Origin of the sequence: Desulfosporosinus metallidurans (assembly GCF_001936615.1) — a bacterium.
Classification (GTDB): domain Bacteria; phylum Bacillota; class Desulfitobacteriia; order Desulfitobacteriales; family Desulfitobacteriaceae; genus Desulfosporosinus; species Desulfosporosinus metallidurans.
On the sequence record NZ_MLBF01000053.1, the window covers coordinates 1 to 13,578 of the forward strand.

The 13,578-nt window shown below is 43.0% G+C and carries 11 protein-coding genes; 2 read left to right on the forward strand and 9 right to left on the reverse strand.

All coding sequences use genetic code 11. The features are described from left to right. Positions 1-358: 358 nt before the first annotated feature. From DSOL_RS21065 to DSOL_RS21085, 5 genes are all read right to left on the reverse strand, one after another. A complete protein-coding gene (locus DSOL_RS21065; RefSeq protein WP_075366754.1) occupies positions 359-631 on the reverse strand; it encodes a hypothetical protein in 273 nt (90 codons plus the stop codon). Between the two features lie 106 nt (positions 632-737). After that, entirely contained in the window at positions 738-3,185 is a 2,448-nt protein-coding gene (gene gyrA, locus DSOL_RS21070) for a DNA gyrase subunit A (RefSeq protein WP_075366755.1), read from the reverse strand. Positions 3,186-3,208: 23 nt separating this feature from the next. Beyond that, positions 3,209-5,122 (reverse strand): DNA gyrase/topoisomerase IV subunit B, encoded by a 1,914-nt coding sequence (locus tag DSOL_RS21075; protein WP_075366756.1) that lies wholly within the window; start codon positions 5,120-5,122, stop codon positions 3,209-3,211. A 473-nt stretch (positions 5,123-5,595) separates the two neighbouring features. Continuing rightward, on the reverse strand, positions 5,596-6,021 hold the full coding sequence (locus DSOL_RS21080; RefSeq protein ID WP_075366757.1) for a universal stress protein: 426 nt from the start codon (positions 6,019-6,021) through the stop codon (positions 5,596-5,598). A 116-nt stretch (positions 6,022-6,137) separates the two neighbouring features. Beyond that, entirely contained in the window at positions 6,138-6,737 is a 600-nt protein-coding gene (locus DSOL_RS21085; protein ID WP_075366758.1) for an HPP family protein, read from the reverse strand. Positions 6,738-6,943: 206 nt separating this feature from the next. Here DSOL_RS21085 and DSOL_RS21090 point away from each other — a divergent pair, with 206 nt between their 5' ends. Continuing rightward, the gene (locus DSOL_RS21090) at positions 6,944-7,984 is read left to right on the forward strand and encodes a metallophosphoesterase family protein (RefSeq protein ID WP_075366759.1); all 1,041 of its coding nucleotides are present in this window, start codon (positions 6,944-6,946) and stop codon (positions 7,982-7,984) included. A 197-nt stretch (positions 7,985-8,181) separates the two neighbouring features. Here DSOL_RS21090 and DSOL_RS21095 read toward each other — a convergent pair whose 3' ends face one another. Further along, a complete protein-coding gene (locus DSOL_RS21095) occupies positions 8,182-8,586 on the reverse strand; it encodes a PaaI family thioesterase (RefSeq protein WP_075366760.1) in 405 nt (134 codons plus the stop codon). Positions 8,587-9,103: 517 nt separating this feature from the next. Between DSOL_RS21095 and DSOL_RS21100 the strand changes: the two genes are divergently transcribed. After that, positions 9,104-9,691, forward strand: coding sequence for a hypothetical protein (locus DSOL_RS21100; protein ID WP_235838936.1), 588 nt, complete (start codon positions 9,104-9,106; stop codon positions 9,689-9,691). Positions 9,692-9,701: 10 nt separating this feature from the next. Here DSOL_RS21100 and DSOL_RS21105 read toward each other — a convergent pair whose 3' ends face one another. From DSOL_RS21105 to DSOL_RS21115, 3 genes are all read right to left on the reverse strand, one after another. Continuing rightward, on the reverse strand, positions 9,702-10,808 hold the full coding sequence (locus DSOL_RS21105) for a 4Fe-4S dicluster domain-containing protein (RefSeq protein WP_075366762.1): 1,107 nt from the start codon (positions 10,806-10,808) through the stop codon (positions 9,702-9,704). 47 nt (positions 10,809-10,855) lie between these two features. Then, on the reverse strand, positions 10,856-12,865 hold the full coding sequence (locus DSOL_RS21110) for an oxidoreductase (protein ID WP_075366763.1): 2,010 nt from the start codon (positions 12,863-12,865) through the stop codon (positions 10,856-10,858). 197 nt (positions 12,866-13,062) lie between these two features. Then, complete coding sequence (locus tag DSOL_RS21115; RefSeq protein ID WP_075366764.1) at positions 13,063-13,503, reverse strand: MarR family winged helix-turn-helix transcriptional regulator; 441 nt, start codon at positions 13,501-13,503, stop codon at positions 13,063-13,065. Positions 13,504-13,578 lie beyond the last annotated feature (75 nt).

Sequence of the window (13,578 nt, forward strand, 5' to 3'; positions counted from 1 at the left end):
ATCTACATCTTTGCATTTTCAACTCTCGTTGTCAATGACTAATTTGTTTTGTCTGGATTGACTAGCTCGAAAGTTTTACCCCTTACTCGTTCAATCAGTGTGCGTCTTTGTGGCGCTCAGTTATAGTACCATTTTGCCAGTGTACTGTCAACTATTATTTTCTTTCATCTAATGCAAATTTATCCCAACTTCCATGTTGCAGGAATACCTTTATCGACGTTCGGCCTGTAGAGTTCCAAGTATCGCTCAGTATACTGACCGCGAGCAAGAAGGCGCTACTTGAGGTTATTGGAGGATTTTTTCGGACGGTTCTTGATGCAAGTCAAGAACCGTCCCCAACTTGCACAACTTGCACCAGCTATCCTTCCAAGTGGTTCGTTGGCGTTTCGAATGCTGATTTGAAATTTTCACTCTTAATTATTTGATCAATCATACTTTGTTTCTCATCCTTTGTATACTCGTGAAATATCGGATTCAGATCCCATTCGTTTTCTCTAGGATAGTAGCGTAAGTTTGCTCTAACAACTTTCTCTGTTTCGTTATTTTTGCAAACTAGAGTTAATGCATAATTATTGAAGTTGTATTCGTGATCATAGCCTGACCCGTTAACCGTTATATTAAAAATCTCCATTTCTAAATACCTCCGCTTTAGCCCACTTTCGTCTATTATGTTATTTCAATAACTTCTTTATTCAAACATAAGTTTCTGTGGGAAGCAAAACTAGTTGTCTAGGAGTTTAAAAACTAGTTCCTTTGACCTGCTCTTGGATTATCTTAACCGTGTAATCACCCAATAAAACAGGGACGCATTGTATCCCTGCTTTTGCTCGTAAATCAGCTTTAACGTTCTTCATCTCAATTTTAGTTACGGTTCCACTGACTTGGATAACATTTAACACATCATCATCCTGAACTTGTGCAATACCTGCGATAAAACCGATTTTTTCTGAATCTACCTTGCCAATGGCAATCCCTTTTCCTGCCCGACCTTGGGGTTTGTATTCCCCAAACGATGTACGCTTCAGGAATCCTCGTTCACTAACTGTCACTAGATCCCCTAAGGGGTTTTCCACTGAACTGCTCAGCATTAAGGCATCGACAATCCAATCTTCTTTGCCTAAAGCTATTCCTTTGACCCCGCGTGATTTACGGCCCATTGGGTTAATTTCCGACACGAGATAACGAATTGCTTGTCCTTTGTATGTGGCAAGGAATAACTCTCCTTGGTCATCACTCAAGAACACTTTGACGACTGCATCTCCCTCTTTAATCCCCATGGCATCTGTGGAGCGAGCGTTCATAAAATCACTCGCTGGGCTCCGCATGACCAGTCCATCCTTAGTAACAAATACAAAGTATAACTCTACTGAGGCATCTTTGATGGGAAGAGTAGAAACTACCTTTTCCTTCACTGGCAAGGAGAAAAAATTAGTGATTGGACATCCTTTATCTTTATTCCCTGTTTCTGGGATGGTTTTAGATTTTATAGTATAGAACTTCCCTGTATTAGTAAAAAAATATAGAGTATCCTTGTCGGTGCAGGTGATCTTTTCTGTTAACGTATCTCCATCCTTAAAGGCACAGACCAAGATATTTGCTTTCTTTTTCTTGGTTGGGAGAGCCATCCTTTTAATGAACCCATTCTTTGTAAGCATGACTTCGATAAGGCTTTCGGCTTCCTCAAAGGAACTCAGATCAAGTTGATCTCTCATATGTTCAGGCATAATGAGCGTGCGTCGATCATCTCCATACTTATCGGCAATGTCTTTAAGTTCCTTCTTAATAATCTCGTAGACCTTGTTCACATCTGCCAGAACACCTTCCAACTCAACAATGAGTTTTACCACTTCTGCATGTTCCTTCTTGATCCCATCCAATTCAAAATTCGTTAAGTTTTGGAGTCTCATGTCTAAAATGGCCTGTGCTTGGACCTCAGATAGTTCAAAACGAGTAATAAGAGCGGCCTTGGCCAGAGACGGGGTTTTACTAGAACGAATAAGGGCAATCACTTCATCTAGGTTATTGATCGCGATGACTAATCCTTCCAGGATGTGCGCTTTTAAGCGAGCCTTCTCTAAATCAAATTCCGTGCGTTTCGTAACCACGATTATGCGATGTTGAATAAAAGCTGCGTTGATCTCTTTGAGTCCCAAAATCTTTGGAGTGCCTTCCGCCGTGATCACTAAATTGATAATCCCAAAGGTATCTTCCAACTGGGTATGTTTATACAAAAGCCGCAAAATCTTAAGTGGATCGATTTCCTTGCGGCATTCCACGACAAGCCGAATCCCTTCTCGATCAGATTCATCTCTGACCTCACTTATTCCCTCAATTTTACCCAGATCTGCCAGTGTTTCGATCTTGGCAGCCAGAGTTGATTTATTCACTTGATACGGAATCTCAGTGATTACGATCAGGCTTTTGCCATTTTTACCTTGTTCGATTATCGCCTTACCACGCATCGTCACTTTTCCGCGTCCGGTTTTGTACGCATTAACAATACCCTCTGTACCGATAATCAGTCCACCAGTCGGGAAATCCGGCCCACTCACCTTTTCCAAGAGTTCATCGACCAAAATACGGGGATTATCTATTTGAAGAATCACACCAGCTACGACTTCACGCAAATTATGGGGAGGCATATTAGACATCATGCCGACGGCAATCCCTGAGCCTCCGTTGACTAAGAGATTGGGAAAAGGACTGGGGAGAACGACGGGCTCTTTAAGCCGTTGATCATAGTTTGCTTTGAAAAGAACTGTATTTTTCTCAATATCTTGGGTCATAAGTTGGGATAAAGGCGTCATTCTCATTTCTGTATAACGCATAGCAGCCGCATTATCTCCATCGATCGAACCGAAATTCCCCTGGCCATCCACCATAGGATATCGTGTTGCCCAGGGTTGAGCCATACGGACCGCTGAATCATAGATTGACGAGTCACCGTGGGGATGGTACTTTCCCATGCAGTCCCCTACCAGTCGAGCTGACTTGCTGTACGGCTTATCCGCATGCATCCCAATTTCGTCCATAGAATATAAAATTCGACGATGAACCGGCTTCAGCCCGTCCCTGACATCTGGAACAGCTCGCTGCAATATAACATGCTTGGAATAGCCCAAGAACGATTCTGGTAAAACATCTTCAAGTGGACGCTGACTAATGTTATCTTCTGTTACACTCATTGGATATAACTCCCTCCAAAATTCTACATATCATCGTCAGTAAAGACAATATTCTCCATCAGAAAATCCCGCCGTGGTTCTACTTGCTCACTCATAAGGATTCTGAGCTTACGCTCTGCTTCCAAAAGATCATCGATCGTCACTTGAACCATGCGCCTATTCACTGGATTGAGAGTGGTTTCCCAAAGCTGTTCAGGATTCATTTCCCCAAGTCCCTTATAGCGTGAAATCTTAGCCGTCTTTCCCAAATCCTTAAGTTCTTTCTTCAGTTCGTTATCATCAAAGGCATAACGGATAATTTTGCCTCGTTCTTTTTCCACTTTATACAAAGGAGATTGCGCAATATAGACTCTTCCACTCAAAATCAAAGGTTTCATATAGCGGTAGAAAAACGTCAACAGAAGACAGCGAATGTGAGCTCCATCAATGTCAGCATCCGTCATAATACAGATACGAGCATAATTACCCTTCTCTAAATCAAACTCTTTACCTATTCCCGAGCCAACAGCTGTGATAATACTCCTGATTTCCTCATTTTCCAAGACTTTATCAATCTTAGCACGGTAAGTGTTAATCACCTTCCCCCGCAAAGGAAGAATGGCCTGAAATCGTCGATCTCTCCCCATTTTGGCTGAACCGCCTGCACTATCCCCTTCCACTAGGAAGAGTTCATTGCGAGATTTATCCTTCCCGCTACAGGCAGCAAGCTTGCCACTTAAGGCCTTAACCTCGGCATCCCGAGCCTTTTTCTTCAACTCCTTGGCTTTCTTCGCAGCGAGTCTTACCAAGCAGGTTGTCAACGTCCGATTAATGACATCTTTAGCGACAGATGGATTTTGCTCAAAGAATTGACTGATCCCCTCATTGGTAAGCGATTGGACAATCCCCTCAACTTCCATATTGGAAAGTTTTGTCTTGGTTTGACCTTCAAATTGTGGATCTTTAACCTTGAGTGATAGTACACAAATTAAGCCATCCCTAAGATCATCCCCAATTAGATTTTCATCTTTTTTGAAGATATTGTTTTTCCGACCGTAGTTATTAAAGACCTTTGTTAATGCCGTTCGGAAACCTGACTCATGAGTACCTCCCTCATCCGTCGGAATATTGTTAACATAAGAATGCAGGGATTCGTCATCTCCGTCAGTATACTGCAGGGCGCACTCCACAATCACATCGTCTTTTTCACCTTTAAAATAGAGCGGTTTTTTGTGAACTGGCAAAACAGCTGATTCTTTGCTTAAGTGCTCTACGAATCCAATAATTCCATTTTGAGAACAAAAAGTTTCTGACTTTGTTTCCCCACGTTTATCACTCAGGAAAATTGTAAGACCGTTATTAAGAAAAGAAAGCTCCATCAAACGACTACGCAGATTATCATATTTAAAAACGGTGGTTTCTTTGAAAATCAAGGGGTCTGGTTTAAAAATGACCGTTGTACCTGTGCCTGTTATTTTTTTCCCGATGACGTGAAGATCTGACTTGAGCTGCCCACCGTTGACATACTCCACCCGATAGCATTTTCCACCCCGTTTTATATCAACTGTCAAATAAGCAGACAAAGCGTTAACCACACTTGCCCCAACGCCATGTAATCCCCCGGACGTTTTATAGGTGTCCCCGCTAAATTTACCTCCCGCGTGTAACGTCTCAAAAGCTAATCTTACGGCTGCAATTTTCTTAACAGAATGTATGTCAACCGGAATACCACGCCCATTGTCCTCAATGGTCATCGATCCATCGATATTAATAGTAACCGCGATTTGATCACAAAATTCGGCCCCAGCCTCATCAATCGCATTGTCGATAATTTCATAAGCTAGATGATGAAGTCCTCTGCTCCCGGTGGAACCGATATACATGCCAGGACGTTTGCGAACTGCCTCCAATCCTTCTAAGACCTGGATAGATTCTGCATTATATTGCGTTTCTGACAAGACCAGTTCAACTCCTTAATGATTCGTTATTTATGCTACTAAGACAATAAGTACAATAACACCTGCAGAACCACTTTGTCTAGATCACCACCCCTAAATTAACCACACCTGTAAAAATAACCCTCCTATAATACTGTCGTTAATTCTTTAAAAAGATACGTGTTGTTCTCATCTAAAGATTATCATGATAAGAAGGTGAAATACGAACAGCGACAGATATCATTTGCGCATATAGAAAACTTGGCTGGCGCCAAGCGCTGGCCATGGATGGCCGAGTGTCCCTGTAGCCAAGGATGGCGAAAAGGGACCCTTAGCGAAGGCGACCGCCTTAGTTGCGCTTATGCAATCTGAAGCTTATACTTCATCAGTGGGTGCCACCTAGCGGGCATGGAAGTCGGACTGGTATTAAAAAACTAATGAAAACGCTCATTTTGAGCGTTTTCATTAGTATACGATTTATTATCGATTTACTACTATTTTACTATCATGACCGCACATTCCGCTTTGCTTAATACACGTTGACTAATGCTCCCCAACAAAGATCCAGTAATCGGTCCATACCCACGGTTTCCCATTACAACAAGATCAACATGTCCGTTCTTAATCTCTTCCAAAATTGCAACGGCAGGATGACCAGGTATTTGTTTCTTCTCGATGAGTACATTCCCGGTGTCAATCCCGTCCAAAGCAGCAGCCAAAGCTTCTCTTCCGTAAATACTGATTTCTTCTTGAGGTACTGTAATTCCGTTAGAAAGAGTATAGCCCAAAGCCTCCGGCGTAAAAACAACGTGCAGGAGAACAATTCGGGAACTAAACTCTTTTGCTAATTCTATGGCTATTACAAAAGCACGCTGTGCTGATTCAGAAGCATCTGTCGGAACCAAAATTGTCTTAAACATACGTTCTCCCTTCTTCACTCAAAACTGTATTTTTCATCTATGGTATAGATTCGGTGGGTGTGAATACATAAGGGCTTAGTTCGTGACAAGTGGCAAGTGGCAAGTGCCATGTTTCTTTATAGCCAGTACCTTGGATAGTGCCTATTGGGGGACAAGTTATTGACCAAAAGTCCAACTATTACTAAAATTACCGCTCCTGTAGCAATTGGAAACAAAATATAACTAGGATGCGCTTTACTCAAAACTGCAAACAAAGCCGTTGCTCCCCCTGGCGGATGTGTCGTCTTGGTAAGAATAATCACGACCAGAGCCAAGGCCGTACCCAAGGCAGGTGACCACCAAGTTAACCCAAACATCATATAGGTAGCAACACCCACCGCAGCCGAAAGAGTATGACCAAAAATTACATTACGAGGTTGGGACAGAGGAGCATCAGGAACACCATAAATTAATACTGCTGATGCTCCAAACGATGCCACGATCGGAAGCTCAAACTGGTGAGAAAATAAGACTATTGCGGTCATCCCTAAAAATGCGCCAAACCAAGTAATAATTACGTCCAAAGGTGCAGGAGACACAAGGGGAGTTGTTCTTTTGTACCCTTTCATTTTGAATATGTAGTTGATAAACAAAGACGGTTCCTTCCGTATCAAGGCAGTCGTATTAACTGAATCAGACGGATATCCTACTTTCTCCGACTCTTTTACTTCTTGCAACTTGTCGCACCCCCAGCTCAACTTTCACACTTTAATCATAACCTTATTCTAGCTGAGAAGTTGTGAACAGAATCACAGTTTCAAGAATCATTCAAAAATCATATGCTCAAATATATCGCATTTTCCATCAATCAGTATCTATTCAAAGAATGGTCAACCATGCATAATGTAATTACGATAAATAAAGCGATCCGGAGGAAATGGATATGAGAAAGGTCCTACTGTTACTACTCGCTTTCGTTTTTCTTTTTACGGCCACCGTGGTTGGGTCCAATAGTACTTTCTCTCTGAACCTCCCTTTTGGTAGTCGAGCGACTTTCGCCCAGCCGTCTTTGACTCCAATAAATGTCACAAAATTCCCCCTAGCAGACAAGCCCCAACCGCTTACTTCTAACCTTCTTTTCGGCGTAGTAAGCGACATCCACGTTCAATACACTAATAGCTTTGCCCAAAACAAGTTTCAGCAGATGCTGGGTGACATGGTGAAACTCCATGTCCCTAACCTAGTCATTAACGGTGATCTCGGAGACGGGACGCCGCAAGACTACACTACTTTAGGTGACCTTATCAGGCAGCAGAAAAACCATCCAGCTATCTACTACACAATTGGAAACCACGAGTTTTACAAAGCTTACCACAACCCAATTACCAATGCCTGGAGCCCGGTGACCTACCCCAACGGTGAAACCGACGTTACCGCTATCGAACGCTTTCTTGATTTTACAAAGCGCAGCCGAGTTTACTATGACGAATATTTAAAGAGCTATCATTTTATCTTTCTCGGATCCGAAAAATCGGCAATTTCTGATCACACCTATGGCGATAAAGCTTATCTATCAGATGAGCAATTGGGTTGGCTGAAATCAAAGCTCAAGGAAAATTACACACCGGGTAAGCCCATCTTCGTATTCCTGCATCAACCGCTGGTCCGTCTCGGCTCTACTCTCAACAAACCTGACTTTGTAATTCAGGCCGATCGCTTGCGAGAAATCCTTAATCGATTTCCAGAGGTTATTCTTTTCTCTGGCCACATCCACCGCCAATTAGAACTGCCCACGACAATTCTAAAGCAAGAATTTGTGATGGCAAACAGCTCTTCAGTTTCCCTGCCCCGAAATTCCAAAGGGCAAGCCCTCCCGAACAAGAGTGAAGGTCTCGTAGTCGAAGTCTCAAAAAACAAAGTGGTTATAAAAGGGCGGGACTTCTTGACCAAAACCTGGATCCCGGGCACACAATACGAATTTTAGAACATCCACTCTGACCTACTCCTCTTATCTTTCTCGAATTTTAAGCCTAAGGACTGGATGCGAACCAGTCCTTAGGCTGCTTATTTATAAAGCGCATCACATGTGCTTTTGACATTGAGGCCGTGGCGTCACAACGTAACTGTTCACAAGTTCTTAACTCGGTTCAAATGATCGAGAGATTCAAATCTCCAAAAGCTCTAGCTCTTCGCTTTTCTGTCGACTATGGCCATCGTACATCTGGAAACGCAAACCAACTTCCCGTCTTCATCGGTAATTTTAATATCCCAAACCATTGTGGATCGACCTTTGTGAAGTGGAATAGCGACCGCAGTGACGATCCCATCACGTTTGCCCCGAATATGATTGGCATTGATCTCTAACCCTACCGCAAGCTGATTTTCCCGGTCTATTAAGTTGTAGGTCCCCACACTCGCTACAGTTTCAGCCAAAGCCACCGAAGCTCCCCCGTGTAGAATGCCTACTGGTTGCCTAGTTGCTTCATCGACGGGCATGGTGGCTACAACTCTTTCTGGACTAAGTTCTACAATTTCGATGCCCAAAGCCTCCATCAGAGTGCCTTTCAAACTATGTTTATCCTCCATTTTCTTGAAATTCTCCTCCATCCATATCTTTGTACAGTTACTGTAATTTCTGTTTGCTCCCTAAATTAAATTAACTAAGTTCAGATAGGATCTACAGTTCTGGTCCCCCATGCAGTAATTCTTTGAACTTGACCCGGCAGCTAGAAAATGATCCCTATGCCGATGAACTTTAAGTGCCTCTGGATCCCTGTATTTTTAAAAATACTATTTTGCCGTTATCCTTAGCGGAGACATGGGGGATATAGATAAGGCAACCTTAAGGCTTCTGCCAATTCCACTTCTCTTCCTTGCTTCACATTTAGTATGCTAATTTCTGCTCATGAGGTAAACTTAACTGTAAAATCGGTAAGAAAAGTAGTAAAATCAGTCAGGATACATGAACTCTAATTAGAGTCTATCATTCGAGTTTAAAGGTGCGAATTTCAGTGCATCCTAAAAGATGAACCTGGCCAATCCTTAAGGGAAAAAAGCCCATACCCGAATGAACCTCGATCTGTTAATGAGAGGATTGTGAATAGTGAAAAACGAGTCTGGAGAAAGATCTTATCCTATTTGGCTATTATTAAATCCAAAACATCCTGTAGTGCTCCGTAGTATTTGGACACCAATATTAGATGAGATCCAGGATAAAGTATATAGAAAAATCGAGACTAGGATTGATACTACTAATATCTTTATCAGGAATACGATTGACGATAGTGGAAAAGTTCCCAATACCTTAAATTGGTGGGCAGCCGAAGTGGCTAAAGAAATAGAGTTATTCAGAGAAAGTATCCTTGAATATAAACCGAAAATTCTCATCAGTTTTGGTGCATTTCCATTTGAATTTGTAAGGCGTATCTTTAATATTAAACCCGAAAAGGGACCTAAGTATTGGAGTAATTCCAATTTAAATAGTGAGTTTGAAAGGGCAATTGAGAACTTCGATATAAACCAAACTAATAGGATTCCTATTCTTCGCCAAGTGAGTGTGAGTAGCAAGTTCGAAGAGGATCACAGACTTTCCAATCTCACGGATATTAGCAATTATTTTCGTAATGTTGGAGCTAAAATAGCGGATAAGATTATTGAGAACAAAGATAGTCTCAATATATGGATTGAATAAACGTCTATGATTAACGACCTTTTTCCGTGGCCATTCGCTTTAACTTCTCGCGACCGTTCTCCGGGGGAACAGACAAAACATCTCTGCGAGACATGATCAAAGAACCGCTTGGACAGGCATCAGAACATACTCCACAACCAATGCAGACCTCACTTCTCAAAACTGGTACTTCCACTCCATTCCCTTGATCAGTCATAATAATCGCATTGATTTGGCACTTATCGGTACAAAGACCACAGCTTATGCAACTTTCCAGTTCTAGGGAAGGGATAAAATTACTGGGCTGAGTGGCAAAGACTTGTTGCTCATTGATACCGCGAAGAACTTTGCAACAACAACCACAACAGTTGCAGATGTAGGTGGGTTTATTTAAAACGTTATCACAAAGGTGAACTAATCCGAGTTTCTGGGTTTCATCTAGTACTCTCAGTAGGTCATCCACAGTTGCTGGTTTGCCTAGACCTTTACGTACTATCCATTCGGCGGCTCCACCAAGGGACATACATACTTCTACTGGTGCATCGCAGGCTTTGCCAAGATGAGATGCCTCGTGGCGACAAGCGCACATAGTGATTGCACCTCCGCCAGATTCCCTAATGATTTCCGACGCCCTCTCGTAGTCTAACACTTCTGTTTCTACTGCCAAGGAAATAATGTTTTCATAAATCAGGGTTCGCATTACTTTCGTATCTAGGCCTGCAATTTCTTTCATAACCCCAGCGCTGTGAAAGTAGGTTTCAAATAACTCAGCTAATTCCTTTAAGTTAACATCATCCCCTGTCCGCATAAAAGTATACTCAAAGAACCCTACTAACATTGGGGCTAACATATAATAGAAGGAATTTTTCCGTGGAATGTCCAGTATCAAACCCTTGTCAGACATCCCATCTAGAATTATTTTTAATTCTTTTTCCTCAATACCTGTGAGTGTCGCGATTTTCTCCAATGTCATTGGGATTGATGAGAATTTACTGCCCACCAAAGCTTCACTTTCCGAATAAAGACGATGAAGAATTGCCATGAGTTCTTCGTTGATTGGCGCACCTTCTGGTGTCTTACTTAGCCGTTCCGCTAGTGCATGGTAAATCTCTTCTTTGGAATTTATTATATGTCCCACACTCTTGATCCCCTTTATCACTCATTTCTTATGCTAAACATGAGTTGTTAGAATTTGATTGCCTCAGTATAAGCTTCATGAATGGCATCCAGGGCTTTGCGGGGTTGTGCTGCGTCCCCGATGATACTCAAATACTCCATCTTGCCTTGCAGGGCTTGGTAGAGTTCATTCTGGGAACAGGAACCAACTGCTAAGATTACGGAATCTGCCGGGAGAACTTTTTGAGTTCCGGCACTCTCCACCAGTACACCGTCCGCGCGAACTTCGAGTAATTTAGTTTCATCCATACAGTTGACCCTATGGCGTTTCAAATCTGCCAGCATGGACCAGCGAGTACTAGGACCAATGTCGCGCCCGATTCCTTTTGCCATCTCCAGAACTGTAATTTTTTTATTTCCCTGTGTCAACAAGCGATAGAGTTCCTTTTCTGTTTCTGCATGCTGCAGCATAAGAAAACGCAAGGTTTCATTATCCAGGGTACCTGATTCTGCCAGGTATAAAGCGGTTTCTACTCCAACAGCTCCACCGCCAACGATCATTACGTTTTCTCCCGGTATACTGTGGCCTGCTAATACATCCCAAGCCTGGAGGACCTCTACTCCCTCTTCAATTGGAATAGATGGGGTAATAGGACGAGCACCGGTTGCAATAACTACCCTATTGAAGTCCCCTCTCTGCACGGCAGACAGAATGTTTTCTGGAGTAGCCTTGACATTATACTGAGTTATTACTCCCAGTTCTAGGCAAGCATTAGTCAAGTAGGTCCCAAGATTCAAGAAATCTCTACGTCCTGGAGGGGCTGCTGCCAGGGCCAATTGTCCCCCTGATTGCTCGCTTCCTTCCCAAATCGTTACTTGATGTCCTCGAATTGTTGCTACCCGCGCAAACTCCATCCCGGCAGCACCAGCGCCAATCACTAGAATCTGTTGAGTTTTTTCGGAGTGGCTGATTGGCCCCAATTCAGCCTCCCGACCCGCCTCTGCATTAACCAAACAACTCGTTGGCTTCATACGAAACACGTAGTCTAAGCACCCTTGATTACATCCGATGCAGGGGCGAATTTTTTCAGAGTGACCACTCATGGCTTTGTTGGGCAGTTCTGGATCAGCTAAGAGCGGACGAGCCATGCCGATAAAGTCTGCCTTACCCTCTTCCAGGATCTCCTCTGCCAATTCAGGAGTGTTAATCCGGTTGCATGCTATCACCGGAATAGAAACAGCCTGTTTGATTCCCGACGCCAAGTAAGCATAGGCTCCAGGTGGAACATTCATGGTAAGTTGAGGCACTGGAGTTTCATGCCAACCGCCAGTTACATTGATGGCGTTTACTCCGGCTTTCTCCAGGGCTTGACAGAAGGCTCTAGACTCAGTATTAGTGTGACTGCCGGGCATAAAATCATTCCCGGCAACCCGAACAATGATGGGATAATTCGAGCCTACTGCACCGCGTACTGCCTCTACTACCTCAAGGCCAAATGTCATCCGAGCCTGGAGGTCCCCCCCATAACGGTCTGTGCGTTGATTAGTAAGCGGGGAAAGGAACTGGGAAATAAGGTATCCTGCGCTGGCCAAGATTTCCACCCCATCAAACCCTGCTTTCTGGGCTCTTTTTGCTGCGCTAACAAATGATGCGATTATCTCAATTATTTTTTCTTCTGTCAATTCCACAGGGGTCTGACCTGTGAGTCTGGACGGGATCGGAGACGGAGCAACTGATGGCTGACCGGTCATTGCAGAGTGGGCATACCTCCCCGCTTGATAAAGCTGGGGCACGATTTTGGCACCCTCTGCGTGTACGGCCTCCACCAATCGACGCAACCCCGGAATGAAGCGGTCGTCATCAAGTTGAGTCATGCCGAAGGCATTTCCAATCCGATCGATGCCGCACCCACCGACTATGATAAGCCCAACCCCACCGAGAGCCCGAGCTCTATAAAACTCAATGAGTTGGTCATTGACTTCTCCTTTAGGACTGTAACCTAAATGCATAGGAGTCATTACCAGACGGTTGTGAAGCTGAAGTGTACCTATCTGAGCGGGAGAAAAAAGAATTGACATGTAAAACCCTCCTTAATTAATATTATATTTAAATATTCAATTAGTTATATCTAAAAAAAACTTATCTCTATCACATCACCACCTGAATCAACCTATTAATTCGAGTATTAAGAAACTTATGCAAGTCAGGAACCGTCCCCAACTTGCATTCACAGTTTTATGGTGACTGGCTCACTATATTCTTGACATTTAGGAACTTAGTCTTGGAATATCTTTTCAAGAACTCTTTCAAACGTAGCAAATTCTTCACCCGAAAAACGTTCTTTAATTTCTTGGTTAAGTTTCTCTGCAAGGCAAGTTATTTCAGCGATATTCTGTTTGCCCTTCTCCTTTAGAAAAACCAAAAGTGAGCGCCTGTCTTCGGGGTCGTCCCTCCTCTCTACCAACTCAAGACGTTCCATACGATCTAGGATTGAAGTAAGGGTAGATCCATCCATCTCTAAACTTTTGGCAAGGTCCTTAAACTTCACTCCGTCTTTTTCCCAAACCACACTCAATACATAGAATTGGGACGGAGTAATTCCGTAATGAGAAAAATAGCTTTCGTAATACCGATTGACCTTCCTCATTACTCGACTAAGTTTATAACAGACATACTTAGACGGTCCACTTCTGTTGTCATTGTTCATTTCGTCCATTAAAGCACCTCTTAAAATATTCGTTTGTATTCAAATTAATTGTATACAAACAATTATAGCTGAAGTATATCGCAA